Source organism: Schaalia turicensis (assembly GCF_019380255.1).
GTDB classification, from domain to species: Bacteria; Actinomycetota; Actinomycetes; order Actinomycetales; family Actinomycetaceae; genus Pauljensenia; species Pauljensenia turicensis_A.
The window spans coordinates 1,371,738-1,398,708 of record NZ_CP048928.1 but is presented as its reverse complement, the minus strand read 5'-3'; the positions used below and the strand labels follow the sequence as shown (position 1 = coordinate 1,398,708).

The following is a 26,971-nucleotide window of genomic DNA, read 5'->3' as shown; positions in this document are numbered from 1 at the left end:
ATTCGGGACCGTTGTCCCGTTTGAAAGCGTCAGATCTTTTGGTGTTTTTCTCGCCTTTTATTTTTCGCAAGCTGGTGCGAATAATTCGGTGACGTGCACTGATGAATTCACGAGGCCGCGCCCACATTCCTCGTGTCTTTCCTTGTCTGTGGCGCGGATTTGCGACGCTTAACGGGCTACGTATTTTGCGGATATCTCTACGGTTTGCCTAACCTTTCCTGCCTGATTGGAGGGGTGAAGCGACGAACAAGCGTGGTAGAAGAGCGGGTGGTGGTGAACAAGCGCGGTAAAAGAGCAGGTGGTGGTGAACAAGCGTGGTAGAAGAGCGGGTGGTGGTGAACAAGCGCGGTAAAAGAGCAGGTGGACAAGCTGGGTCGCCTCGAAGCCAGCCTGTTCTTCATCGCTTTCGTCCGTGATCCTTCGACGAACTTCATTCCGATCCTGTCGAAAATGGTGAACGACCAGATGACGGAGTACCTCCAGCACATCGCGACCGGCATGTACTTTGTGTTGCCGGGCGTGAAGGATTCCGACACCTACGTGGGTGAGAAGCTGTTCGCCTGAGCGAAAAGTTTCAATGTGGCGCGGTCGTGTTGTCTTCGACGAGGCCGCGCCTCCTTTATTTTCGCTACCTTGCTCGACCGTGCTTGTTCACCGTTTGCTTAGCTTGCGGTCGCGCTTGTTCACCGTTTGCTTAGCTTGCGGTCGCGCTTGTTCAGCGAGCGCCTACAAGCAAATCAGGGAGACACCTGATTGAAGCGAGCCCGAATCCTTGGATAGTGTTCGAGTATGTCTAGCTCGGCCTCGTTTACCCCGAAGAACTCTGTCCGCTATCCCGCGCCGGATCTTGCACGCGGCTTCATGCTGATTCTGATCGCGGTCGCAAACGTGCCGTTTTGGCTTTCTTTCTTCCCCGACAATCCCGAATACTCACTGAGCGATCAGTGGTGGGTGTTCATTCGCGGAATGTTCATCGACCACCGCTCGTATCCGCTCTTTTCGATGCTTTTCGGTTTCGGTCTGATGACGATGGTGTTGCGACGCCAGCGCGCATACGTGGAACGTCGAATCGACGAACTTGATGAGAACCTGCCCGGAATGCCTGAGCAGGTGCGCGCAACGTGGATCGCAGGATTCGAAAACGAGAGTATTGATGACTCTCGCCGTCTGATCCGTAGGCGCGGCTGGTGGATGCTCCTCTTCGGCTTTGTCCACGCACTCTTCTTCTCCGGCGACATTATCGGCGCGTATGCGCTGGTTGCGATTGTTTTCGCAGGACTCATTGCGCGGCGACGCTTCACGATCTTGACCGTGATTGCTCTCATCGTCCTTACCGTCATGACGCTCAGCCAGTTTGGAGCCGAATCGTTCGTGAACTGGGGCGAGAGCCTGAAGGGGTTTGGTGGCGCAACCAATACGCAGATGACGAACGCTCCCGCCGACCTGATGCTCGGCTGGTACTACCCGCTGATCAGCGTATTTGGCTGGGTATTCTCGTCGCTCCTTGGGCTGATCATGACGACCATCCTTCCTGCGACCGTCTTCGGTGCTTGGCTGGCCACCACGGACTATATTTCGCGCCCGGACGTTCACAAGGGGCGCCTGATGCTGGTGGCGTTCCTGGGTCTTGCTCTGGGTGCCCTTGGTGGCCTGTCCTATTCCTTGAAGGATTCGGGCCTGATGGATTCCTACTTCTTCGGTCAGGACGCTCTTCACGAGATTACTGGTTTGCTTGGAGCTGCAGGTTGGCTGGCCCTGCTCGGGTTGCTTGCCGGTCCTGCACGCGAAAATCTCGGGGGAGTGCGCCACTTCTTTATCGCGGTTGGTAAGCGTTCAATGACCGCATATGTTGGCCAGACCGTTCTTTTCCTTGCCACGTTCATTGCTCTCGGCTTGGCGGGTATTCGAGGAGTTTCCCAGACCCTCGGGCTTGCTATTGCGCTCGCGGTCTGGACCTTGATGGCGCTGTTCTGCTGGGTGCTCGAATCGAAGGGATATCAACGAGGTCCCCTGGAGGTTCTTCTCCGTCGCGCAGTGGCACGAAGCGCTGGCACTCATCCGGTGCCTCGGATTCCTCATATGATTCAGCCGGCAGGTATAAACGCAGAAGTGAACACCCCGCAATCGGCGCTCACCCCGATGTCAGCGTATGCGCCACCGGCTGACACTGAGCGTTAAACACTGACTGTGAAATAGCGTGCGCCCCCCGGGTAGAAACCCGGGGGGCGCGCCGTATCAAGGATAAAGATCAGCTCTCGGCTTGATCAGACTCCGCCTGGCGCTTTGCCGCGTTAATCGCGGCCGCGCGCGCCAACGCCCCAAGAGCGAGGGACACAATAATCCCGGAGATCAACAGAACGTGAAGGAAGGCTTCGCCGTCATTGCCCATGAGTGAAGCAAGACCGCAGCCAACCGCGTGAAACACCGCCACAACGCAGGCCATGGCCATGATCGGCCAGGCGGCCTCGTGACCCGTATTCCATGCGTTGTCGGAGGACTCCAACACTGCCGAATGAAGACCCAAGCCTGAGCCTCGTGCCAGAGTGCCGGCCCTGCCTTTCAGGGCAACCAAGCCGAAAACACACGCGATCACGGCAAAACCGATCACGCCGGTCAACGTCAGCGTCGTCATCAGTTCTCCTTCGTCTGAGTAGCCGGAACACCACTGTGAGGAACGCCCGCGACGGCCTCTTCCAACTCTGCGATCCACCGTGCACCAGTCACGTCGGACGGCATTCGCCAGTCACCACGAGGCGATAGGGCGCCACCAGCCACAACCTTCGGGCCATTTGGCAGAGCAGAACGCTTGAACTGCTGCGTGAAGTAGCGGCGCAGGAACAGGGTCTCCCACTTGACAATCTCTTCGAGTGAATAGGCGACGCGGTCGCCTTCGGGGAACCCGGCCGGCCACTCGCCAGCATTCACATCAGCCCACGCCTTCTCAGCAAGGAAGGCGATCTTCGACGGACGAGCCCCTCGACGCAACACGTAGTACAGGTTGAAATCCTGCAGGTTGTACGGGCCGATCTTGTCCTGCGTGGACTGCATCTTCTCACCGGGTTTAGCGGGAACCAATTCGGGAGAAATCTCCGTGCCGAGGATAGAGGTCAGAACCTCGCCCGCACGATCGGAGAACTGGCCGGAAGCTGCAACCCAGCGGATCAGATGCTGGATCAGAGTCTTCGGAACACCCGTATTGACGGCGTAGTGGCTCATCTGGTCGCCCACGCCGTACGTGCACCAGCCGAGCGCCAGCTCGGACAGGTCACCCGTGCCCAGAACAATTCCGCCGTTGTGGTTGGCAATGCGGAACAGGTAGTCGGTGCGCAGACCTGCCTGAACATTCTCGAAGGTGACGTCATACGTGTCGTTGCCGTCGGCGTAGGGATGCCCCATGTCGGCCAACAGCTGGCGAGCCGCCGGGCGAATATCGATCGTCTGGCAGGGAATATCGAGGCTTTCGCACAGCGCAATCGCGTTCGACTTCGTGTGATCGGACGTTGCGAAACCGGGCATCGTGTAGGCCAAGATGTCCGTTCGCGCCCGACCCAGCATATCCATTGCGCGCGCCGCGACGATCAGAGCATGCGTGGAATCGAGGCCACCGGAAACACCAATAACGATCTTCGGATTACCGATCGCCTTGAGGCGCTGAACCAGACCATGAACCTGAATATTGTAGGCCTCGTAGCAGTCCTGAGCCAGGCGCTCCGGATCGTCGGGAACGAAGGGGAAACGATCAACGGGGCGTTCCAAACCAAGATCCGTGCGGGGTGGGTTCAGCTGGGTGTAGACGTCCATAGGAGCGGTTGCCTTCAGCCCCTGATCCTCGCCCAGGTAGCGATCCGCGTTGTCTTTAAACGAATTCTGGCGCGTACGTTCAGTGACAAGACGATCAATGTCCACGTCAGCGATCGTGATCTGACGACCGCCGGCTTTGAAACGCTCACCCTCTGCCAGCAGGTCACCGGCCTCGTACACCATCGTCTGGCCGTCCCATGACAGGTCGGTTGACGATTCGCCCGCACTCGACGCGCAGTACACGTAGGCGGAGTTGAGGCGCGCTGACAAACTGCGAACCAACAGTCGGCGGTCTTCCGCACGACCAACGGTGATCGGCGAAGCGGAAAGATTCATCAGAACCGTTGCGCCATTCAGAGCAGCAAGAGTCGACGGGGTGAGCGGAACCCACATGTCCTCGCACACTTCGGGGGCAATGACGAGGCCAGGAACATCCTCAACATCGATTGTGATCGGAGAGAAAGGAACGGATGCCGAAGCACAGTCATCGTCGACAAAACCCCACGCGGTTGTGTCAATGAAGGAAGGAGTTGTCGGACCGGGAGTCACGAAATGGCGCTTCTCGTAGAACTCGCGATAGTTCGGCAGGTGCAACTTCGGGGTGACACCCAGGATCTTGCCTCGGTGGATCGTTACCGCACAGTTGTAGAGGGAACCATCGTTGCGAATCGGGGCACCAACAATGAGGATCGGCAACAGATCCTTCGTCTGAACAGCAATGCGATGCAGAGCCTCAGTCACTTCATCCAGCACGACATCCTGAAGCAACAGATCATCAATGGCGTAGCCGGAAATGCCCAGCTCGGGAAAGACGGCCGCGGCAACACCCTTGGCATCAAGCTCGCGAGCAACGTCAATGACCTCGTTAGCGTTAGCAAGTGGCTGAGCGGGATGAACAGGAACCGTCACCGCAGCAACGCGCGCGAAGCCCTGATCGTAAAGCGAATGGAAGTTCAACTTTCCTCCTAGTGTTGCCTCTATTGTCTCCCATGACCCATCCGTTTGCCCACGCGCTTACGCTCAAAGCTGATGGCAGGAAAAACAATGGTGGGCTGGCTCTTTCGAGCCAGCCCACCACAGCTCATCACGTGCGAGGCGCGAGCAGAACTCAGATCACCTCACGTGCGAGGCGCGCGATCGCGAACTCTTCGTTCGTTGGGTACACCAGCAGGGTGACCTTCGAATCGGGGGTGGAGATCACGCGAGGCTCGCCGATACGACCGTCGTTTGCTGCCAGGTCGATCTTCACGCCGAAGGGCTCTAATGCTTGGGCGAGTTCCTTACGAACATCCCAGTCGTTCTCGCCGATGCCAGCGGTGAAGGTGATGACATCCAGGCCACCGAGTTCAGCGGTGTAGGAGCCAACGTACTTGAGCAGGCGGTTGATGTAGACGTCCATGGCAACGCGAGCCTTGTGCTGCGCTTCCTTGTCGTCATCGTTGAAAATCATTTCCCACACGCTACGCATGTCGGATTCGCCGGTCAGGCCCTTCATGCCGGACTGCTTGTTGAACAGCGTGTCGATCTCGTCAATCGTCATGCCACCCTGGCGAGCCAGGTGGAAGACAACGGCCGGATCGATGTCGCCGGTGCGGGTGCCCATCATGAGGCCTTCCAACGGGGTCAAGCCCATGGAGGTATCGATCGGCTTACCGTTGAGGACTGCGGACACGGAAGCGCCATTTCCGAGGTGCATGACGATCTGCTTGAGATCATCGCGACCCAGGTACTTTGCGACCTCGCGGGAAACAAATTGGTGCGAGGTGCCGTGTGCGCCGTAGCGGCGAACAGCGTACTTCTCAGCGACTTCGGCGTTGAGTGCGTAGGTGTAGGCCTTTTCGGGAAGAGCCTGGAAGAACGCGGTGTCGAAGACTGCAACGTGAGGGATTTCCGGCATGAGCTCGCGAGCCACGTCGATGCCCTTGAGGTGTGCGGGGTTGTGCAGGGGAGCCATCGGGCAGAGTTCTTCGATGAGGTTACGGACCTCGTCGTTGATGACGGCCGGGCCATCGAAGTACTTGCCACCCTGAACGATACGGTGGCCGACGGCAACGATGCCAGCTTCTGCAAGCTTCGGGCCCTTGTTGTCGAAGAGGCGAAGAACCTCACGCATACCAACTTCGTGGTCTGCGATCGGAATTTCTTCGATGGTGACGTCGTCACCGTGGGTGTGCTTGATCTTGCCGACCGGGTCGCCGATACGTTCGACAAGGCCTTTGGCGATTGCTTCACCGGTTTCGGGATCGACCAGCTGGTACTTGATCGATGAAGAGCCGGAGTTAATGACGAGAACGGTCTGGGACACGAGTTCGCCTTTCCTGTGAGTAATCGGTAAAAACTTGGAAGCTTCAGCCCTGTGCCTGAACGGCGGTCAGAGCAACGGTGTTGACGATGTCCTCGACCAGTGCGCCACGCGACAGATCGTTGACCGGCTTGTTCAGACCCTGCAGAACCGGGCCGACAGCAACGGCACCGGAGGAACGCTGAACGGCCTTGTAGCCAATGTTGCCTGCGGATAGTGACGGGAAGATGAAGACGTTTGCCTTGCCGGCAACGGGGGAGCCGGGGAGCTTCTTCGAAGCAACGGCCACGTCAACGGCTGCGTCGAACTGGATCGGGCCTTCCAGAGCGAGCTCTGGAGCCTTTGCCTGAGCAATGCGGGTTGCTTCCACAACGGCGTCGACGTCCGGGCCGGAGCCGGAAGTGCCGGTGGAGTAGGAGAGCATTGCAACGCGAGGCTCGACACCGAACTGAGCGGCGGTGCGTGCCGAGGAGATGGCGATGTCGGCAAGCTGTTCCGGAGTCGGGTTTGGGTTCACGGCGCAGTCGCCGAATGCCCACACCTGATCCTTCATCAGCATGAGGAAGATAGAAGAAACAATCGAGACGCCGGGAGCGGTCTTGATGATCTGGAAGGAGGGAACGATCGTGTGCGCGGTCGTGTGAGATGCGCCGGAAACCATACCGTCTGCGTCGCCCATGTGGACCATCATCGTGCCGAAGTAGGACACGTCTTTGATCTTTTCGCGAGCCTGCTCGACGGTGACGCCCTTCTTTTCACGCAGGCGTGCGAATTCAACGGCGTATTTTTCGGACAGTTCTGGGTCGTCTACGGAGACGACGGATGCTGCGGTGAGGTCAATACCAAGTTCACCTGCGCGGGTTGCAACGGCAGCTGCGTCACCAACGAGGATGACATCTGCGATACCGCGAGCGAGGACCTCGCCAGCTGCTAGGAGGACGCGATCGTCTTCCGGTTCGGGCATGACGATGCGCTTGCGGTCTGCGCGTGCACGGTCAATCAGATCTGCCTGGAAAGCGAGGGGAGTGACTGCGGTCGGGGCGGGGGCCTCAACCAGGGTTTTGATTGCCTCGTCGGAAAGGGGAAGGGAGAAGACGGGGACGTCGACGCCGAGAGCAGTGGGGGTGCCGGGCAGAATCACTGCCACGAGCTGCGCCTGGTGCGACTTGCAGCGGGTAGCGAAAACGTTGATTTCTTCGGTGAGCAGTTCGGCTGGAACACCTTCGGGGTCGAGGACCAAGATGACGTTTGCGCGAGCCGATGCTGCCAGGTTCACGTTCCAACGGATGGCATCGAACGTGCGAGCTTCTCCGGCGACAACTCCGTCGATGAGGACGAAGTCTGCGTCAGCTGCGCGAACAGCTTCGACAGCTGCCGGCAAAGCCGAGGTGCCGGAGGTCGCTGCTGCGGATGGGGTCGTGCCAGCGAGCGCGTTCATGCGCGCAAGCGTTCCACGCGCTGAAAGCGCGGTGGCAAGTTCGTGAGCTGCGTCTGTTGCAGCATTTGCGGAATCGGGCCCGACAACGATGTAACGGGAAGTCACTGATGCTCCTTCAACACGTGAAAATGTGCGCGGCCTGCACGGTCGCATGAACATGGTAGCGCGCTCCGGAGGCAAATTAAGACGTGAAGATGTGTGAATAATGCATTACCCCGTAGGCTTGCAGTGTGAAGAAGCAGGTGCGAATGAATACTTCGCCGTCGTATGCGTACTGGGGGACGATCATTTTCGTCCTCGTCGGTGTTGGTGTTACGGCGATTTTGGCGCTTTTGAACCACCCTCATCGTGCGGTCTATGCCCTTGCTGGCACGTTGCTTGTGATGGCCGGTGCGCGTCTTGTTTTGCCAGGACGCCCATGGTTTGCTTCACGTAATCGGTGGATGGATGCCGTGGTGCTCGCTTTCTTGGCGCTTGGTATTTGGTATTTTTCGCCGTTCACGGCAACGATGAACCTTCTGTCCTAACCGCTCGGTCCGACATGGTTGTGCTGTCGGGGTCTTTGGGTTGGCGAACGTATTTCTTCTGTCTCATCTATGAGCGCGAGTGTATTTAATCAAGTAATCTCGATGTCAAGATAATTTCTCGCGTAGCGCCAGCTCGCCCGACGAAAAGAGAAACGATGTCGAAAATTAAGGTTGCAGGCCCGGTCGTTGAACTCGATGGCGACGAAATGACCCGCATCATGTGGCAGTTCATTAAAGACCGTCTGATCCACCCCTACCTGGATGTTGATCTGCGTTACTACGACCTGTCGATCCAGAATCGCGACGCGACTGACGACCAGGTGACGATTGATGCCGCCAATGCGATCAAAGAGCATGGCGTGGGCGTCAAGTGCGCGACAATCACTCCCGACGAGGCGCGTGTTGAAGAGTTCGGCCTGAAGACGATGTGGCGTAGCCCCAACGGCACGATTCGCAATATTCTTGGTGGCGTTGTCTTCCGTGAACCAATCATTATTGACAACATTCCGCGCCTCGTCCCCGGATGGACCAAGCCGATCGTTATCGGTCGACACGCATTCGGCGACCAGTACCGTGCGACTGACTTTAAGGTTCCGGGAGCGGGCACCATCACGCTGACCTTCACTCCCGACGATGGGTCGGAACCGATCGAGCACGAAGTGATCCGTATGCCTGAAGGTGGTGGCGTCACGATGGGCATGTACAACTTCAACGAATCGATCGCAGACTTCGCTCGAGCATCCTTTGAATACGGACTCAAGCGCAACTATCCGGTCTTCCTGTCGACGAAGAACACGATCCTCAAGGCCTACGATGGTGCGTTCAAGGACATTTTCGCCGATGTCTTCGAGCGCGAATATAAGGACAGATTTGCCGAAGTTGGCTTGACCTACGAACATCGTCTGATTGATGACATGGTTGCCTCGTCCTTGCGCTGGGAAGGTGGCTACGTCTGGGCGTGCAAGAACTACGACGGTGATGTTCAGTCAGATACTGTCGCTCAGGGATTCGGTTCGCTGGGTCTGATGACCTCCGTCCTGATGACCCCAGATGGTCGCACGATGGAAGCTGAAGCCGCTCACGGCACTGTTACCCGTCACTACCGCAAGCATCAGGCGGGGGAACCAACGTCAACCAACCCGATTGCCTCGATTTTCGCTTGGACCCGCGCTCTTGCTCACCGAGGAATGCTTGATAATACGCCTGAGATTATCGATTTCTCCCACACGCTTGAGAAGGTCATCATTGACACGGTTCTTTCAGGCAAGATGACGCGCGATCTGTCTCGTCTGGTCGGTGGCGATACTCCGTGGCTCACCACCGAAGAGTTCCTTGTAGCGCTCGACGATAATCTGGCGAAAGCCCTCGCTTGATCTGCTCACTCAACGAAACGGGGGTGCGGTGAGCTTCGGCTTGCCCGCCCCGGTTTCGTCTCTATAGCGCGTGAAACTGCCCGAGTAGCGGTGTCGGAATGTTCGAATAGTGAACGAAAACTAATCGGAATGCGGTCTGTGGGCATCCTGTACGTATCCCGATCAGTCGAACGACTCAAGGAAAATCATGCGAAAGTTTATGCAGAAGAGCAGCATCCTCGTGTGGGTGCTCGTCGCAATCATCCTCGCCCTCGTGCTGGGATCCACCAAAGTGGGTGACTCGCACCTGGTGCCTGTCGCAGTTGGACGAGTCTTCGCGACATTCTCAGCTATCTTCAGCCAGTTTCTGTCCTTCTCGATTCCGCTCATCATCATCGGTCTGGTCACTCCGGCTATTGCTGATCTCGGACGTGGCGCGGGCAAGTGGCTCGGCGTTACCGCCGCGCTGGCCTACACCTCGACTCTTTTCGCAGGCTTCCTGACCTACCTGGTCGCAGCAACCGTCTTCCCGAAGCTCCTTTCGAACGGTCTTGCTGATGTTACCGAGCCCGGCTCGGCACTCGAATCGTTCTTCACCATCGAAATGCCTGCAGCTGTCCCGGTTATGACCGCGCTGTTGCTCTCCTTCGTGGTCGGCATCGGACTTGCAATGATCCCGCGTGGCGTTATGCGTAAGGGCTTCATTGAATTCCGTGCCATCATCACCAAGCTCATCGAGCGCATCATCATCCCGCTGTTGCCCTTGCACATCTTTGGTATCTTCTTGAACCTCACCTACACCGGTGAGGCGTGGGACATTATGCGCACCCTGGTCCGCGTTGTTGTCGTCGTCCTCCTGCTTGAGGTCGTCATCCTGCTCACGCAGTACATCGTTGCTGGCGCAATCGGCAAGAAGAACCCGATCAAGTCGCTACTCACCATGATGCCCGCCTACCTGACGGCACTCGGCACCTCGTCGTCCGCGGCGACTATCCCGGTTACTCTGCGTCAGGCAAAGAAGAACGGCATCTCCGACGCCGTTGCATCCTTCACCATTCCGCTCTGCGCAACGATCCACCTGGCAGGCTCGACCTCGAAGATCTTCGCATTCGCGTTCGCTATCGTCATCACCCAGGGCATCGATGTCGGCCCTGTACAGTGGGTTGGCTTCATCTTCATGCTCGGCATCACGATGGTCGCAGCCCCCGGCGTTCCCGGCGGTGCAATCATGGCAGCAACCGGTCTACTCTCGTCGATGCTTGGCTTCGACGATGCCCAGGTTGCCCTCATGATCGCCACCTATATCGCCCTCGACTCCTTCGGCACCGCAACCAATGTGACCGGTGACGGCGCAATCGCGATCATCGTTGACCGGATGGCCGGTGGCAAGATCGGCGCAGAAGGCGATCCGGAGAACGCTCGCGAGCTCTCCTTCGACGGCATGGCTTACCTTGACCGCGTCTCGGTCGAAGGCGTTGTCAGCGCCGAAGACCTCGCTGCATCTGCTGCTGCGAACCCGTCGGCTAGTAACTGACGGATTGGCTCAAGCGCGTACCCGTCATTATTCGTCATCAAACGAATAGACGCTGATTCTTCAACGCACGAGCTCACATGCCCCTTCAGAGTGGTGGTCCGCAATGAGACATGCGGGCCACCACTCTTTTATTCCCGAAAAGTGTTCTGACAACCCTGAATACCCGATTGGTCTACCCATCACTTCCCGCTTCGCCGTAAACTGGACGAAACGTAAACTGGACGAAGCTGGTAACACTTTCAGACCGTGAACAGGAATGGAGCTTCACGCAATGGCTACTCCGCAACCGCTCAAAGCCCCTGCTGACTTCAAGATCGGCGTTCTCACATCAGGCGGTGACGCGCAGGGAATGAATGCGGCCGTCCGCGCCGTCGTGAGAACCGCGCTTGCCGTGGGCGCCCAACCCTATGCGGTCATGGAAGGGTGGGCCGGCGCCGTTAAAGGCGGAGATGCGATCAAGAAGCTCTGCTGGTCGGATGTCTCATCAATCCTCGCCGAGGGCGGCACGGTCATCGGTACGGCCCGGTGTCCAGAATTCCGCGATTACGAGGGCCGGCATGCGGCCGCGAAGAATCTGGTCGAACACGGTATTGACCACCTTGTCGTTATTGGTGGCGATGGCTCCCTCTCTGGCACGGATGAATTCCGAGGCGAATGGTCGCAGCACATTCGCGAACTCGTTGATGAAGGCGTGCTCAGTGAAGAAGAAGCGGCAAAGCATCCGGCTCTGATGGTTGTTGGTCTTGTCGGCTCGATCGACAATGACATGGTGGGCACCGACATGACAATCGGTGCGGATACTGCACTCCATCGCATTTTGGACGCGATGGATCAGCTGACCTCCACGGCAGCATCTCACCAGCGCACCTTCGTTGTCGAGGTCATGGGTCGCCATTGTGGCTACCTCCCCCTGATGGCAGCGGTTGCCGGTGGTGCTGACTACGTGTTTACCCCCGAAGATCCGGTTGGACCGGGCTGGGAAGAAGACCTCGCTGAACACCTGCGTTTGGGTCGTGAAGCAGGGCGACGCGAATCCATCGTGTTGGTCGCCGAAGGTGCAACCGACCGCGAGGGTAATGTACTGACCACTCAACACATTGCCGATGTGATTACTGAGCGCACGGGTGAAGACGCTCGCGTGACGATCCTTGGCCACGTCCAGCGTGGTGGCTCGCCGTCAGCCTATGACCGCTGGATGTCATCGTTGCTTGGCTACGCCGCTGTTCAGGAAATGCTTTCAGCAACGCCGGAAAACACCCCGAATGTTCTGGGTGTCCGCCACAATCGCGTGACCCGTATTCCGCTGATGAAGGCGGTGCACGATACTCGTGCGGTCAAGCACCTGATTGTGGCCGGCGACTATGAAGCTGCCCAGGCTTCGCGCGGTGTTTCTTTCACGACGATGGTCGAAATTAACACGATCCTTTCGACTCCGCCTCAGCTGACGCCCGAACCTACTGAAAAGCCTCGTCGAATCGGTATCCTGCACGCTGGCGGTCTTGCACCTGGCATGAACACGGCAGCGCGCGCGGCAGTCCGCCTAGGCATCGCTCGCGGTTGGACGATGCTGGGAATCGAAGGCTCGTGGAAGGGTTTGGCCGATAACGCGGTCAAAGAACTGACCTGGGCTGACGTTGAAGGCTGGGCGTTCAAGGGTGGCGCGGAACTCGGCACGAGGCGCGATGTCCCCGAAGTTGAGCAGTTCTACGCCCTGGGACGCGCTATTGAACGTAACGAATTGGATGCGCTGATTGTTATTGGCGGCCTCAACGCCTACCTTGCTGTCCACTCGATGATCTCCGAGCGTGACCGCTACCCGGCTTTCCGTATCCCGATCGTTCTGGTTCCCGCCTCCATCGACAACAATCTGCCCGGTTCGGAACTATCGATCGGTGCCGATACCGCGATCAACAATGCCACCTGGGCGCTTGACCGCATCAAGGAATCCGCCGCAGCGACCAAGCGTTGTTTCGTCGCCGAAATCATGGGACGACGTTGCGGGTACCTGACGCTGATGGCGTCACTGTCATCCGGTGCTGAGTACATCTATCTCAACGAAGATGATGTGACTCTGAATGAGATCGCTGATGACACGAAGCGCATGGTTGATTCCTTCGCTGAAGGACGCCGTCTGTTCCTGGTCCTCGTCAACGAGGCAGTGTCGAAGTACTACGACCGCGAATTCCTTGCGTCCGTGTACGAGGCAGAATCTGACGGCAAATACGACGTGCGTCATGCGGCGCTCGGCCACCTGCAACAGGGGGGTTCGCCCAGCCCGTTCGACCGCCTGCTGGCAACGCGTCTTGCTCACCGCGCGCTCGACCACATCAACAACCAGTTCAATCGTGGCGAATCCGAGGGCGTGTACATCGGTCAGGTACGCAACCAGATCGAAGCTCGCCTGGTGAAGAACATGTTTGAGGATCTGGATATCCGCAATCGTCGTCCGTTCGATCAGTGGTGGCGAGAGCTCAGCCCGGTTCAGCGCATCGTTTCGATGAAGGATTCGGGTAAGCCCGCTGTCGAGATTTCCATCGCAGACGCAGATCCCGAGTAAGACATCGCCGAATCGTCTGATTCGACCAAAACTGTTTTTTCATTCAAGAACCGCGAACTCATCGCAGATCCATTGATACAGGAGAATTCATGACTGACAATCCGGTCGTTGACCCCACAATGACTCCCGCGTGGGAAGCACTGGACGGACGTGCCGACGCTTTTGACCCGGATCTTCGCGCTTGGTTCGGAGCTGATCCGAACCGCGCAACTCGCTGGACGATTGACGGCGCCGACCTGCACGTTGATTTTTCGAAGAACCTGATTGACGAAGGCGTGCTTGCTGACCTGCTGGCTCTTGCTGAGCAGACTGGTGTCTACGACCTGCGCGATCGCATGTTCGCCGGTGAGCACATCAACGTCACCGAAGACCGCGCTGTTCTGCATACCGCGTTGCGTCGCCCGGCAACCGACGAGCTGACCGTTGACGGCCAGGATGCGATCGCGGACGTTCACGAGGTTCTGAACAAGGTCTACGACTTCGCAGAGCGCGTTCGCTCCGGCGAGTGGACCGGTATTACCGGCAAGCCGGTTGAAACGGTTGTCAACGTTGGTATCGGTGGCTCGGACCTGGGCCCGGTCATGGCCTACGAGGCCCTGAAGCCCTTTGTTCAGGATGGTCTTGAATGCCGTTTCATCTCGAACATTGATCCGACCGACGCGGGTGAGACCACGAAGGATCTCGATCCGGAAACCACCCTGGTTATTGTTGCGTCGAAGACATTTACGACGCTTGAAACGATCACGAACGCCAAGGTTGTGCGCGACTGGTTCCTCGGCGCCCTGCGCGACCGTGGCATCGTTACCGACGAGGCAACCGAGAAGGGCGCCATCGCCAAGCACTTCGTCGCCGTGTCCACCGCTCTGGACAAGGTCGCTGAGTTCGGCATCGACCCGAACAATGCTTTCGGCTTCTGGTCCTGGGTGGGCGGCCGCTACTCCGTGGATTCCGCTGTCGGCACCTCGCTGGCAATCGCGATCGGCCCGGATGGCTTTGCTGAATTCCTTGAGGGCTTCAACGCGATGGACGTCCACTTCGCCACCGCGAAGCCGGAAGAAAACCTGCCTATCCTCATGGGCATGCTGAATGTCTGGTACTCGAACTTCCTCGGTGCCGACACACACGCTGTCTTGCCGTACTCGCAGTACTTGCACCGCTTCCCGGCCTACCTTCAACAGCTGACCATGGAGTCGAACGGCAAGTCCGTCCGGCGCGATGGTGCTCCCGTCACCTACGAGACCGGCGAGGTCTTCTGGGGCGAACCGGGAACCAACGGTCAGCATGCCTTCTACCAGCTGATTCACCAAGGCACCCGCATGGTTCCCGCCGACTTCATTGCCTTCGCTAACCCGGCGTGGCCCCTGAAGGATGGCGAGGCTGACATGCACGAGCTGTTCCTGTCGAACTTCCTGGCTCAGACGAAGGCTCTGGCATTCGGCAAGACCTCGGACGAGGTTCGCGCCGAGGGCACCCCGGAGGCCATCGTTTCGGCTCGCGTCTTCACCGGTAATCGGCCGACCACGTCGATCATGGCACCGGCCCTGACCCCGCGTGTTCTTGGCGAACTGATTGCTCTCTACGAGCACATCACCTTCGTCCAGGGCGCCGTCTGGGGCATCGATTCCTTCGACCAGTGGGGCGTAGAGCTAGGCAAGGTCCTGGCCAAGCAGATCTTGCCGGCCATCGAAGGTGACTTGGCTGCACTCGACGCGCAGGATGCCTCCACGAAGGCTCTCATCGAGTACTACCGCGAGAACCGCAAGTGACCCTTCTCAGCTTAAGTGCTGCGCCGGTTTGACGGCTGTGCGCGATAAGCGTAGCGCCACAGTTTTGGCCTCGTTGATTTCATTATCGACGAGGCCGAAACTTTATTGTCGCTCTCTCCCTTCATAGCCGGGAGTGAGCGGGGAGCACCTATCCCCAGGCGCTCACGGAAATGTGGGGCGCATCTTGTGAAGCGGAAGAGTCCGACTTCTTCTTGTCGAATTTCTTGGATTTCTTGGACTTTGATTCGCCCTCATTCTTATCTTGGGATCCCGCGTCACCCGACTTCTCGTGGGCATGAGATGACAGAACCTCAGGAGTGAGCGAAGCCGAAAGACGATCTTTCGCAGCATCGACATCAAAATCGGCTTGTGGCCATGTGGGGTTAATGCCTTCGAGCGTACGGACAAGGATCTCTTGGACTGCCAAGCGTGCATACCACTTGTGGTCGCCAGGAATGACATACCACGGAGCAATACGCGTCGAGGTCCGGCGAATCACTTCGGAATAAGCGTCTTGGTAGGCGCTCCAGTTGTCGCGAGTATCGAGATCACCCGTGGAGAACTTCCAGTGCTTATCTGGGCGCTCCAAGCGCTCCATCAGACGTTCCCCCTGTTCTTCATAGGAGACGACCAAGCAGACTTTAATGACCTTCATCCCGGCTCGAACGGCTTCTAATTCCATCTCGTAGATATCGTGATAGCGACGGTTTAGCTCATCCTCATCAGCGGTGAAGATAGATTCTTGGTTGGCGTTACGCGCGGAGGTGGGAACCAGAAGATCCTCATAGTGCGAGCGGTCAAAAACACCGATGTATCCCGGGCGGGGGAAGTGTGGGCGGACACGCCAAAGGAAATCGTGGGCACGCTCTTCTTCCGTGGGCGCTTTGAATGCTTTCAGAGCAACACCCTGCGGATCCACTTGCCCGATGACGTGGCGAACGATTCCGCCCTTACCAGCCGTGTCTAAACCCTGAAGGATCAACAGAACTGAATCCGACGCACCTTCCTTCGACGCGGCATACAGGCGTTCTTGGAGTTCAGAAAAATCAACTGCCCGCTTAGCCATCGCTTTCAACGCCTTCTTTTTGCTTGCGCCCCAACCGGGCGTGGCGTCACGAATGAAGGAATTCAGGTCGAACGCCTCAGAGGCAACCAGCAGATCGCGCGGATCACCTGTCCAATACTTCGACGGCCCAGACACGTAGGTCATGGTGTCTTCAGGTGACTCCTGACCTGTGTTTTCTTTCGATTCCATGATGACCTCCACCGCGTGACCTCGACGCAACCTAGAAAATGCAAGGCTCGAAAACGAATGTACGTATGTGCAACTCTAATCATGGTCTAGATCACGTGCTTGCGTATATGAAAAGTAGGACTGCTAGCCCTGTTTTCCCACGCCGAAAGCGTTTAGGCTTGGAACGTCAGTATGTGGCGAAACCGCCACCAGGCGACGGCGAACACCGCCGACGCACACAAACTAAGAAGGAGTGCCGAATCATGGCAGAACCTCGCATCGTTACCGTCACCGGCGCCGCCGGCAACATTGGCTACGCCCTGCTTTTCCGTATTGCCTCCGGCCAGCTGTTCGGTCCCGATGTCCCCGTCAAGCTCAACCTTCTTGAGATCCCCCAGGGCGTGAAGGCCGCTGAAGGCACCGCAATGGAGCTCGATGACTGTGCATTCCCGACCCTTGCCGGCGTTGAAATCTTCGACGATGCCACCAAGGCATTCGAAGGCACCAACGTTGCCTACCTCGTTGGCGCAATGCCGCGTCGGGCGGGCATGGAGCGCGCAGACCTGCTGGAAGCCAACGCAGGCATCTTCGGCCCGCAGGGCAAGGCCATCAACGATGGCGCAGCAGACGACATCCGCGTCCTCGTCGTTGGCAACCCGGCCAACACCAACGCCACCATTGCTCAGAACGCTGCTCCGGATGTTCCGGCATCCCGCTTCACCGCAATGATGCGCCTTGACCACAACCGTGCAGTTGCTCAGCTGGCCCACAAGACCGGCGCAGCAGTTGCCGACATTAAGGACGTTGTCGTGTGGGGCAACCACTCCGCAGACCAGTACCCGGACGTTTCCTACGCGACCGTTGCTGGCAAGAAGGCTGCTGACCTGGTTGACGAAGCATGGCTCTCTGAGACCTACCGTCCGGTTGTCGCAAAGCGTGGCGCCGCCATCATCGAAGCTCGTGGCGCATCCTCAGCAGCATCGGCTGCAAACGCAGCAATCGATCACATGTACTCTTGGATCCACGGCACCCCCGAGGGTGAATGGGTCACTGCGGGCGTCATGTCCGACGGCACCCACTACGACGTCCCAGCAGGCCTCTGCTTCGGCTTCCCGGTCACCTCTGACGGTGGCGAGTGGCAGATTGTCGACGGTCTGGAGATCTCCGAGGCAACTCGCGCAGGCATCGATCACAACATCAAGGCTCTGCAGGAAGAGTATGACGCAGTGAAGGCTCTCGGTTTCATCAAGTGAACTGAGCATCAACGCGATTCGTTGAAACGCTGATCCTGTCTGATTGACAGGGAAGGAAGTGGCCACGGGCTAAGCTCGTGGCCACTTCTTATTTGCTCAGCTCACCGCGTGACCACCCCGATTCGCTACCACGCGTCTATCTACAAAATGAACGAAACAAGCCTTTGACCAGCATCAATGTAGCCACAGCATCAAGTTCAGCTGTTATGGGTGCAATTCGTGAAAAACCTGCACATGCGCAACGAATATCGTGCCCAACAATTTGTGTATCCCAGTGGGCTTCGCTCTCCTATGCATTTCGCTCATGGCCTGGGTGAAATACGAAATATTACTTGCACACCCGAAGAAACGCTCTGAAAAGAACGAGCGTTTTGTTGAGCAAGAAGGCCATCACATGGGTCTGCGCATTGTCGTTACTGGTGTCGCTGCGTAGTGGCATTGCTCATTCGTTGATTGTTTGTGAAGACCTTGCTCAAGCGATTCTCGATCGTGACGAGGAACTGGATTATCAGGGCTGACTAAGGACATTATGGCCGTGGATACTGGGCGATGAGTAAACCCGCTAATCTGTACCCATGAGTGAATCGACCGTAGAAAACACGAAGCTTGTCATCACGCTGTCCTGTCCGGATCAGCCAGGTATTGTCCACGCGGTGACAGGTGTGATCGGCAGTGTGAACGGCAATATTATTCAGTCCCAGCAGTTCGGGGATCCGGATTCGGGACTGTTTTTCATGCGTATTGAGGTTGACTCGCCGGTCGGTCGAGGTCCCGTCGAAGAAGGTCTGGCGAAGGTTGCGAAGACTTTTGATGCGACCTGGCATATTGATGCCCTCGGTCGTCGCCTGCGTACGGTCATCATGGTGTCGCGCGAGGGCCATTGCCTGACTGACTTGCTCTACCGTCAGCGTAGCCAGGGCCTGCCGATCGAGGTTGTCGCGGTCGTGGGTAACCACCCGGATCTTGCTCCCGTTGCTCAGTTCTACGGCGTTCCCTTCCTGAATATTCCGGTGACGAAGGAAACGAAGGCTGACGCTGAGCGTGAGTTGCTCAACCTGGTCCGCTCGGAAAAGGTGGAGCTAGTTGTTCTGGCACGCTACATGCAGATTCTGTCTGAGAAGGTCTGCGAAGAAATGCAGGGGCGCGTCATCAATATTCACCACTCGTTCCTGCCGTCGTTCAAGGGTGCTCGCCCGTACGCGCAGGCGCATGATCGTGGCGTGAAGCTCATTGGTGCGACCGCACACTACGTGACCGCCGACCTGGACGAGGGCCCGATCATCGAGCAGGACGTCACGCGCGTGACGCACGCCGACTCCACGCCGGACATGGTGGCGCTTGGCCAGGACGTGGAACGTCGCGTTTTGGCTCAGGCAGTCCGCTGGCACGCCGAGCGTCGCGTCCTCATGGACGGCACGCGAACCGTGGTGTTCTCCCGCTAGTTTTCGTCTATTCCCCAGGCGGATGTGTGACGCACGCACTGCTGAGGAATTGATTCACGAGGCCGAGACCGCTTCTCGCTGGTGAGTGTGAGCGACGGTTTCGGCTTTCGCCACATCCGCCCCATAGCAGGCGGGGAGTGCCTAGATGGAGGCGGCCTCGTACGTGGGAAGGCAGTGCGCGAACTGGTCGCTTCGCGATATGGTGGATGAGTCGTGACTGGCGAACAGGTGGGAAACCACCGGGGAGCGATGAACAGGCACCATAGCCGCCCGCCTGGGCTAAGGCGCCGACCGAGAAATCGGCAGTTCAAGGAGCAGGAGAACCCAATGGATTCCCTTAATGACATGACCCTTGCCCAGCTGGATCCCGAGATTCAGGCTGTGCTCGACGCTGAACTGGCACGTCAGCGGGCGACCCTCGAAATGATTGCGTCAGAGAACTTCGTCCCGCGCGCAGTCCTAGAAGCGCAGGGATCCGTGTTGACGAACAAGTACGCGGAAGGCTACCCGGGTCGTCGCTACTACGGTGGCTGTGAAGCCGTTGACGTCGCAGAAAACCTTGCGATCGAGCGCGCACAACAGGTCTTCAAGGGTGCCGACTTCGTCAACGTTCAGCCACACGCCGGCGCGCAAGCAAACGCTGCAGCCCTGATGGCGATGGCAAACGTGGGCGACACGATTCTTGGCCTGTCCCTCGCTCACGGCGGTCACCTGACCCACGGCATGAAGATCAACTTCTCCGGCAAAAACTACAACGCGGTGGCCTACGAGGTCGACCGTCAGACCATGCGTATCGAGGCTGAGCAGGTGCGCGAAGCTGCTCTGCGTGAGCGCCCCAAGGTCATCATCGCCGGCTGGTCCGCCTACCCGCGTCATCTGGACTTTGCGGCATTTCGTGAGATCGCTGACGAGGTCGGCGCAGCACTCTGGGTCGATATGGCACACTTCGCCGGCCTTGTCGCAGCAGACCTGCACCCCAGCCCAGTCCCGCACGCTGACGTTGTCACCACTACCGTCCACAAGACGATCGGTGGCCCGCGTTCGGGCATGATTCTGTCGTCTCGTGGCGAGCAGTGGGGCAAGAAGATTAACTCCGCAGTCTTCCCCGGCCAGCAGGGCGGTCCGCTCATGCACGCGATTGCCGCAAAGGCAATCGCCATGAAGATCGCGCAGACCGAAGAATTCAAGGATCGTCAGCGTCGCACTCTCGAAGGTGCTCAGCTACTGGCTGATCGTCTCAATGCAGACGATGCGAAAGCAGCCGGCATCAAGTTGGTCACCGGTGGTACCGACGTTCACTTGGTCCTCGTTGACCTCGTCGAATCGAAGCTGGACGGTCGCGACGCAGAAGATCTTCTGCACGAGGTCGGCATTACCGTCAACCGCAACGCAGTTCCCTTTGATCCGCGTCCCCCGATGCGCACCTCCGGTCTGCGTATCGGCACGCCGGCTCTAGCAACCCGTGGCTTCGACGCCAAGGACTTCGCTGAGGTCGCCGACATCATCGGCACCACGCTGGTTCAGGGGGCATCGGGCGCATCGGTTGACGTTGACGGCCTGTGCGCACGCGTGAAGGCTCTGACCGACGCTCGTCCGCTCTACGTTGGACTTGGCGAATGAGGGCTCCCTGGGAAGGGCCCGCTAAGGTCCTCGACGGTGCGGGTACAGCTGCCACAATCAAGGCGGAACTTGCCCAGCGTGTGAAGAATCTCCGCGCTCGTGGTGTTGTGCCCGGCCTTGGCACGATCCTCGTCGGTGAAGATCCCGGTTCGGTGTCCTACGTTGCGGGTAAGCATCGCGACTGCGCTGAAGTGGGTATCGAATCCATCCGCGTTGACCTGCCGGAAACGGCTTCGCAGGCTGAAATTGAAGCAGCGATTGACCAGTTGAATGCTGACCCGGCATGCACGGGCTACATCGTTCAGTTGCCACTGCCGAAGGACATCGACCAGAACGCGATCCTAGAACGCATTGATCCTGCGAAGGACGCAGATGGCCTGCACCCGATGAACCTTGGTCGCTTGGTTCTTCGTGGCTCTGGGCCGATCGATACTCCGCTTCCGTGCACGCCTCGCGCCGTCATCGAACTGATGGAACGACACGGCATTGACCTTCGTGGCAAGGATGTGTGCGTTGTTGGTCGCGGTGTCACTGTTGGCCGTTCGATTGGTTTGCTACTGATCCGCAAGGAAATCAATGCAACCGTCACCGTCTGCCACACCGGCACGAAGGATCTTGCTGCTCACGTGCGTCAGGCGGACGTTGTCGTGGCCGCAGCGGGTAGTGCTGGACTGATCACCAAAGACATGGTGAAGCCGGGCGCAGTAGTGCTCGATGTTGGTGTATCCCGCGTTGAAGGTGAAGACGGTAAGGCTCGCCTGCGCGGCGACGTTGCAGACGGTGTTGACCAGGTCGCATCGTGGTTGTCCCCGAACCCGAAGGGCGTAGGTCCCATGACTCGCGCGCTCCTGGTGACGAACGTTGTCGAGGCAGCAGAGCGCCTCGCGTAACTGTTTGTGGTGGTGGGGTGGAGCCTTGGCGTTGAGGCTCCGCCCCAGTGCCACATATGTTGGAGTTGAAGATAGTGAGTTCATTGAATCCGTCAGTCACATCTGAAGTTGGTGCGCTGAAGACAGTCCTCGTTCACCGTCCCGGTAACGAAATGTCGCGTATTACGCCAACGAACATGGAAGAACTCCTCTTCGATGACGTGATCTGGTTGGAGCGCGCCCAAGAAGAACACGATGCGATGACCTCAAAGATGCGTCGTCATGGCATCGAGGTTCTTGATTTTTCGACTCTTTTGACTGAAGCCCTCGAAGTTCCAGGCGGTCGTGATGAAGCCCTGGAACTCGTTTTCACCGATAAAACGGTTGGTCCTGCAGCTTTGGATTCACTCCGCGCTTTTACAGCCGGACTGGATTCGTCTCACCTTGCCGAGATCTTGATTGCCGGCATGACGAAGCGTGAGCTTTTAGAACAGATCGATGAACCGAAGTCCGCCTGGATCTCCGGAATGGACTTGGATGACTTCATTCTTGCCCCGTTGCCGAACCACCTGTTCACTCGTGACACCTCGTCGTGGATCGGCGGGGGAGTTGCGGTTTTGTCTATGCGGAAACAGGCTCGTCGTCGCGAAACGATCAACCAAGAGATCGTCTACCGGTTGCACCCGCGTTTCGCTGATCTCAACATCCCCTTCTGGAATCACGGGACTCTTGACGGCCAGGCCACAATCGAAGGTGGCGACATCATTAACGCTGGAAACGACACACTGATTATTGGCGCCTCAGAACGTACGACTGCACAGGGAATTGAACGTCTTGCTCGCAGGCTTTTTGCCGGCGAAGTAGCGTCCACCGTGATTGTTTTGCAGATCGAAAAGAAGCGTGCTCAGATGCACCTCGACACGATTTTCACGATGCTCGATGAAGCAACATTTACTGCCTATGCCGGGTTGGGGAAGGTTCGTACTCAGGTGATTCGCCCCGGTGCTGCTGGCGAATTGGATATCACCGTTCACGAAGCTGATGAGATGTATGACGTCATCGCTGCCGGATTGGGATTCGATTCCATCCGCGTGCTGACGGTCCCCACGGATTCCTTGACCGCCGAACGCGAACAGTGGAATGACGGTTCGAATCTCCTTGCCCTAGAGCCCGGTGTCGTCATGTCATACGAACGAAATACGGTGTCGAACGACTACTTCTCGGACCAGGGTTTCGAGGTCATTACGATCCCCGGCAATGAACTTGGCCGCGGACGTGGCGGGGCGCACTGCATGACTTGCCCGATTGTGCGCGATACTTTACCCGCACGCGTTTAACGTTTGACGCCTCGAACGTTCAACGTTCCTACTTTCAGACCTACACAATCTCACAAGGAGCATCCATGCCTCACGCTCTTCATGGTCGTCCGTTCCTCCGCGAAATCGACTTCACTCCTGCCGAATGGCTGTCTTTGATTGATCTGGCAGCTGAACTCAAAGCCGCGAAGAAGAATGGTACCGAGGTTCAGCACCTCAAGGGGCGCAATATTGCGCTGATCTTCGAGAAGACGTCGACGCGCACGCGTTGCTCCTTCGAGGTGGCAGCTTTCGATCAGGGGGCACACACCACCTATCTAGATCCTTCCGGTTCGCAGATGGGACACAAGGAGTCGACTGCTGATACCGCTCGCGTTCTGGGTCGCATGTTTGACGGTATCGAATACCGCGGTGATGAGCAGGAAAAGGTTGAGGTTCTTTCGGAGCTCTCCGGTGTTCCGGTGTGGAATGGTCTGACCGATGACTGGCATCCGACTCAGATGCTCTGCGATTCACTGACCATGCGTGAACACGCGGGTAAGCCTCTGAATCAGGTGTCCTACGCTTACGTTGGTGATGCTCGTTTCAACATGGGTCGTTCCCTGCTGGTCAATGGCACGTTGATCGGAGCTGATGTCCGCATTGTTGCGCCGCGTGAACTTTGGCCGGATGAAGAATGCATCGCTCACGCACGCCGTATTGGCGAAGAAACCGGTGCGAAGGTGACGGTGACCGACAAGGTTGATGAAGGTGTTGCGGGTGTTGACTTCGTCCACACTGACATTTGGGTGTCGATGGGCGAGCCGAAAGATGTCTGGAATGAACGCATCGAGATGCTACGTGACTACCAGGTGAATGCTTCGCTGATGGAAAAGGCTGGCCCGCAGGCAAAGTTCATGCACTGCCTGCCGGCGTATCACGATCGTAAGACCGTGATCGGTGAGCAGCTGTTTGAAGCCACCGGTATGGATGGTATCGAAGTGACCGACGAGGTCTTCGAAGGAGGCGCTTCGATCGTCTTCGATCAGGCAGAAAACCGTATGCACACGATCAAGGCGGTCATGGTTGCCACGCTGGGCGACTGACACCCTGCCGAATTCAACGCACAAGGGATAAGCGTGAAGATTACAAGCATTAACCTGAACGGGATCCGCGCAGCGGTAAAACGTGGTTTTCTTGATTGGATTGCGGTCGAAGACCCGGATGTTCTGCTGATGCAGGAAGTGCGCGCCGATACTCAGATCACCGAAGACATCTTGGGGCAAGAGTGGTTGCTTGCCACCGAGCCGTGTCGCATCAAAGGTCGCGCGGGTGTTGCGATTGCAGTGCGACGAGGCCGTGCAACCCTAGATGATGTTCGCGCAGGGTTGGGGGACGCGGACACTGACGTTGACTCTGGGCGTTGGATTGAAGCCGTTGTCACCGCGAACTCTCAGAGTGTTCGTGTTGTGTCCGCATACTTCCATTCGGGTGAAAAGGATACGCCGAAGCAAGAAGCGAAGATGGCTCATCTGCCTCGCATTGGCGAGCGCATGGCTGAGATTCTTGCGTCGGGTGAAAAGGCTGTCGTCTGCGGTGACTACAACGTTGTTCGCTCACGTCAGGACATAAAGAACTGGATGCCGAACCACAATAAACGTGCGGGTGTCTTGGACGAGGAAATCGTATTCCTAAACGATTGGGTCGATGCCGGCTGGCATGACGTTGTTCGTGACCTAGCCGGTGACGTGCAGGGGCCGTACACGTGGTGGTCGTGGCGAGGCAAAGCCTTCGATAACGACACGGGCTGGCGCATCGACTATCACTATGCAACTCCGACTCTGGCATCGACCGCGACTACATTCGCGATCGGGCGTGCTCAGGCTTACGACCAGCGATTCTCTGATCATGCACCACTCACCGTGACCTACCAGGTTTGACCGCTAGGGCTGTCGTGGGGCCCGGAAGGGAATCTTCTGGATTTCTTTTCAACTCGAGCATGAACAAGCGAAGTGGGGGAACACCATCTGGTGTTCCCCCACAGTCGTATTCAGCCTGCCCGGCCTCGTGAACTAACGGCGGAGGGCAGTTACTTGATCGTCTGCCACTCCAAGTCACGGCTTGCCGAATACAACGGGTCGGGGCGAACTTCCCCGGAAATCGGGTGGTGTGGCCAGAGCAGTGTTCGCGGATCCGAGCAGGTGATGTAGTTCGGGCGTTCTGTGAAATGGACTTCGTCAGCATCCGCGGGCTTTCCGGGTGCCGGCGGGTTTGCCATCCACGCGCATGCCATCAGGAAAGCTCTCATTTGTAGGTTGATCCAGAGGATCAGCGTGATGATGGAAGCGCCCGCCGCAAGGAGTGGGCTCGACGAAGCGCTGACTGCAGACGTGCCAAGAATTCGTAGCACGATCGATGCGACTGAGATGATTGCCAGCCCCCAGATCAGGTCTTTGCGCGGAGGATGAACGCGTGCGACAACCCAGATGAGAAGCCATGTGACCAGCGCATAGACGACGAAAGCGACCACGTAGGAAGCAATTTTCAGCAGGCCGGTGGCAACGGGTCCGGAAGACAAACCAATCGTGCCTAGGATCCACTGGCCACCAAGATCGACGACAATGCCAAGGCCGGCGCCCAGAATGATGGAGAGCGCAAGGCCGAGTGCCCCCAGCGCGTTACGCAGAATCTGTATCACCGGATTGTCGGGGACCGTGGGGATCGCGAACATTTTGCGAATCGAATTCGCGAGCTGTCCAATCACGCCGATGGCACTCCACGTCATGATCGCAAGAGCGATGATGCCGGTGATCGACACGGCTCCGGTCATCACGAAATCATCGGGGCTGACCATGCCGTTCGGGTTGTCATCTGTTTGGATCAGGGATGGGATGGCATGCGCAATCGCATCGAAGAATGCGGTGCGGAGCTCCTGATTGTCGCCGATGATCGACAGGAAAACAGTGACAAGAACGGTCAAAGCGGCGGTCAATGACAGGATTGCGGTCAGGGCCATGCCTGAAGAAATTAGGTTGCCGGAGACCCCGTTGTAGCGTGCGAGCATGCGCGCCAGGCGCGTATGTGCCCACCAGGCGCCAAGTTGGGCGACCTTATCGCCCAGGGTCGGGGCGCGGAGCGCGTCGCCGAGACGCGGGGGTGCGGAAGTGGGGATGGCATCCTCTTGTGTTTGAGGGGACGAGGCCACCTGTTCTTTCGTCATGTATTCACCGTAACGGTGGCGGATGAGTGGACACAACGAACGTGACGGATCCCCTGAGCGAGGGGGTGAAGAGATTAGAGTGTGGCTGCTTCGAAGTCGAATAGGGCCATGGTGGAGTACATACCTCGTTCATCGACTTTGTCGAGGCGGAATCCGGGGACAATCCACGAGGCTTCGAAGGTATCGCCGATATCTTCGGCCAAGTCAAGCACAGGATCCTCAAGACCCTGCGCCAAGGTGACGTGCGGGTGGTAGGGGAAACGTTGCTCGATGTTCAGCGGCCCAGTGCGGACTTCGTCGGCGAGGCTTTCACATTCACGCGCACCGTGATCCACATTGAGGAAGGCAACCGGTGAAATCGGACGGAATGAGCCACTGCCTTTGAGGGCCACGCGGAAGGGGCGGTGGTGTTTTGCCACTTCACGCAGGTGACGAATGACTTCGGGACGCTCGCCCGAGGGGAACGGCGTCGGCGGAAGGATCGTAATGTGCGCCGGCACCATCGACCCTTGAAGATCTCCGAGGTTCAAGCGAAGTTCTGTCAGCTGTGTGACCCACGGCTCCGGGATTGCAACAACGACACCGAGCCAGTCTTGGCCGGGGGAACGCTGAGGAAGAAACATTGCAATGCCTAGGGTAGATGGTGAACAAACGGAGTAGCTGTTGACAAGCCTACGTGAGCAACGCATATGCCCGCTAACCCACTTCGGTCCGCGTGGTGTGCAACGCCTTATACGTCATTGTGTGGACGCTAATGGCAG

General features: G+C 57.9%; 22 protein-coding genes and 1 riboswitch. Of the genes, 15 read left to right on the top strand and 7 right to left on the bottom strand.

Translation table 11 applies throughout. The annotated features are described in order from the left end of the window. Nucleotides 1–360: 360 nt before the first annotated feature. Both G5S47_RS06155 and G5S47_RS06150 read left to right on the top strand, forming a co-directional pair. On the top strand, nucleotides 361–564 hold the full coding sequence (locus tag G5S47_RS06155; RefSeq protein WP_006681436.1) for a Dyp-type peroxidase domain-containing protein: 204 nt from the start codon (nucleotides 361–363) through the stop codon (nucleotides 562–564). Nucleotides 565–789: 225 nt separating this feature from the next. Beyond that, on the top strand, nucleotides 790–2,178 hold the full coding sequence (locus tag G5S47_RS06150) for a DUF418 domain-containing protein (protein ID WP_219585401.1): 1,389 nt from the start codon (nucleotides 790–792) through the stop codon (nucleotides 2,176–2,178). Between the two features lie 70 nt (nucleotides 2,179–2,248). On the opposite strand, the gene G5S47_RS06145 is transcribed toward G5S47_RS06150, so the two are convergent. The 4 genes from G5S47_RS06145 to pta form a co-directional block, all read right to left on the bottom strand. Continuing rightward, a complete protein-coding gene (locus tag G5S47_RS06145) occupies nucleotides 2,249–2,632 on the bottom strand; it encodes a hypothetical protein (RefSeq protein ID WP_006681434.1) in 384 nt (127 codons plus the stop codon). After that, the gene (locus G5S47_RS06140; RefSeq protein ID WP_006681433.1) at nucleotides 2,632–4,758 is read right to left on the bottom strand and encodes an NAD(+) synthase; all 2,127 of its coding nucleotides are present in this window, start codon (nucleotides 4,756–4,758) and stop codon (nucleotides 2,632–2,634) included. Before G5S47_RS06140 ends, G5S47_RS06145 begins: the two co-directional genes overlap by 1 nt. Before the next feature lie 151 nt (nucleotides 4,759–4,909). Then, entirely contained in the window at nucleotides 4,910–6,106 is a 1,197-nt protein-coding gene (locus tag G5S47_RS06135; RefSeq protein WP_006681432.1) for an acetate/propionate family kinase, read from the bottom strand. 43 nt (nucleotides 6,107–6,149) lie between these two features. Then, nucleotides 6,150–7,694, bottom strand: a complete 1,545-nt coding sequence (pta, locus tag G5S47_RS06130; RefSeq protein WP_219585875.1) for a phosphate acetyltransferase — start codon at nucleotides 7,692–7,694, stop codon at nucleotides 6,150–6,152. A 95-nt stretch (nucleotides 7,695–7,789) separates the two neighbouring features. Between pta and G5S47_RS06125 the strand changes: the two genes are divergently transcribed. From G5S47_RS06125 to pgi, 5 genes are all read left to right on the top strand, one after another. Then, nucleotides 7,790–8,068, top strand: a complete 279-nt coding sequence (locus G5S47_RS06125) for a DUF3017 domain-containing protein (protein WP_219585399.1) — start codon at nucleotides 7,790–7,792, stop codon at nucleotides 8,066–8,068. Nucleotides 8,069–8,223: 155 nt separating this feature from the next. Continuing rightward, on the top strand, nucleotides 8,224–9,441 hold the full coding sequence (locus tag G5S47_RS06120) for an NADP-dependent isocitrate dehydrogenase (RefSeq protein ID WP_006681429.1): 1,218 nt from the start codon (nucleotides 8,224–8,226) through the stop codon (nucleotides 9,439–9,441). Nucleotides 9,442–9,628: 187 nt separating this feature from the next. Further along, nucleotides 9,629–10,954 carry a dicarboxylate/amino acid:cation symporter gene (locus G5S47_RS06115; protein ID WP_219585398.1) on the top strand — a complete coding sequence of 442 codons (1,326 nt, stop codon included), beginning with the start codon at nucleotides 9,629–9,631 and terminating at the stop codon, nucleotides 10,952–10,954. Nucleotides 10,955–11,225: 271 nt separating this feature from the next. After that, entirely contained in the window at nucleotides 11,226–13,511 is a 2,286-nt protein-coding gene (locus G5S47_RS06110) for a 6-phosphofructokinase (protein WP_103631725.1), read from the top strand. 89 nt (nucleotides 13,512–13,600) lie between these two features. Next, a complete protein-coding gene (gene pgi / locus G5S47_RS06105; RefSeq protein WP_219585396.1) occupies nucleotides 13,601–15,277 on the top strand; it encodes a glucose-6-phosphate isomerase in 1,677 nt (558 codons plus the stop codon). A gap of 148 nt (nucleotides 15,278–15,425) precedes the next feature. Here the strand turns inward: pgi and G5S47_RS06100 are convergent, their stop codons facing one another. After that, entirely contained in the window at nucleotides 15,426–16,532 is a 1,107-nt protein-coding gene (locus tag G5S47_RS06100; RefSeq protein ID WP_219585394.1) for a PPK2 family polyphosphate kinase, read from the bottom strand. Nucleotides 16,533–16,774: 242 nt separating this feature from the next. Between G5S47_RS06100 and G5S47_RS06095 the strand changes: the two genes are divergently transcribed. The 8 genes from G5S47_RS06095 to G5S47_RS06060 all read left to right on the top strand — a co-directional run bounded on the left by G5S47_RS06095 (nucleotide 16,775) and on the right by G5S47_RS06060 (nucleotide 24,930). Beyond that, nucleotides 16,775–17,764 (top strand): malate dehydrogenase, encoded by a 990-nt coding sequence (locus G5S47_RS06095; RefSeq protein WP_006681424.1) that lies wholly within the window; start codon nucleotides 16,775–16,777, stop codon nucleotides 17,762–17,764. A gap of 374 nt (nucleotides 17,765–18,138) precedes the next feature. After that, on the top strand, nucleotides 18,139–18,282 hold the full coding sequence (locus tag G5S47_RS06090; RefSeq protein WP_219585392.1) for a hypothetical protein: 144 nt from the start codon (nucleotides 18,139–18,141) through the stop codon (nucleotides 18,280–18,282). A 57-nt stretch (nucleotides 18,283–18,339) separates the two neighbouring features. Beyond that, the gene (gene purU, locus G5S47_RS06085; protein ID WP_103632045.1) at nucleotides 18,340–19,206 is read left to right on the top strand and encodes a formyltetrahydrofolate deformylase; all 867 of its coding nucleotides are present in this window, start codon (nucleotides 18,340–18,342) and stop codon (nucleotides 19,204–19,206) included. A 203-nt stretch (nucleotides 19,207–19,409) separates the two neighbouring features. Then, nucleotides 19,410–19,493, top strand: a riboswitch (ZMP/ZTP riboswitch). A 40-nt stretch (nucleotides 19,494–19,533) separates the two neighbouring features. Beyond that, nucleotides 19,534–20,826, top strand: a complete 1,293-nt coding sequence (glyA, locus tag G5S47_RS06080) for a serine hydroxymethyltransferase (RefSeq protein ID WP_219585390.1) — start codon at nucleotides 19,534–19,536, stop codon at nucleotides 20,824–20,826. Beyond that, on the top strand, nucleotides 20,823–21,716 hold the full coding sequence (locus G5S47_RS06075) for a bifunctional methylenetetrahydrofolate dehydrogenase/methenyltetrahydrofolate cyclohydrolase (protein WP_103632043.1): 894 nt from the start codon (nucleotides 20,823–20,825) through the stop codon (nucleotides 21,714–21,716). Before glyA ends, G5S47_RS06075 begins: the two co-directional genes overlap by 4 nt. Before the next feature lie 83 nt (nucleotides 21,717–21,799). Next, nucleotides 21,800–23,032: an arginine deiminase gene (locus G5S47_RS06070; protein ID WP_181002097.1), complete on the top strand. Its 1,233-nt coding sequence runs from the start codon at nucleotides 21,800–21,802 to the stop codon at nucleotides 23,030–23,032. Nucleotides 23,033–23,097: 65 nt separating this feature from the next. Next, nucleotides 23,098–24,096, top strand: a complete 999-nt coding sequence (gene argF, locus G5S47_RS06065) for an ornithine carbamoyltransferase (protein ID WP_179369860.1) — start codon at nucleotides 23,098–23,100, stop codon at nucleotides 24,094–24,096. 27 nt (nucleotides 24,097–24,123) lie between these two features. Next, entirely contained in the window at nucleotides 24,124–24,930 is an 807-nt protein-coding gene (locus tag G5S47_RS06060) for an exodeoxyribonuclease III (RefSeq protein WP_179370290.1), read from the top strand. Between the two features lie 149 nt (nucleotides 24,931–25,079). Here G5S47_RS06060 and G5S47_RS06055 read toward each other — a convergent pair whose 3' ends face one another. Then, complete coding sequence (locus tag G5S47_RS06055; RefSeq protein WP_179369859.1) at nucleotides 25,080–26,210, bottom strand: YhjD/YihY/BrkB family envelope integrity protein; 1,131 nt, start codon at nucleotides 26,208–26,210, stop codon at nucleotides 25,080–25,082. Nucleotides 26,211–26,284: 74 nt separating this feature from the next. Next, entirely contained in the window at nucleotides 26,285–26,833 is a 549-nt protein-coding gene (locus G5S47_RS06050) for a 2'-5' RNA ligase family protein (RefSeq protein WP_219585388.1), read from the bottom strand. Nucleotides 26,834–26,971 lie beyond the last annotated feature (138 nt).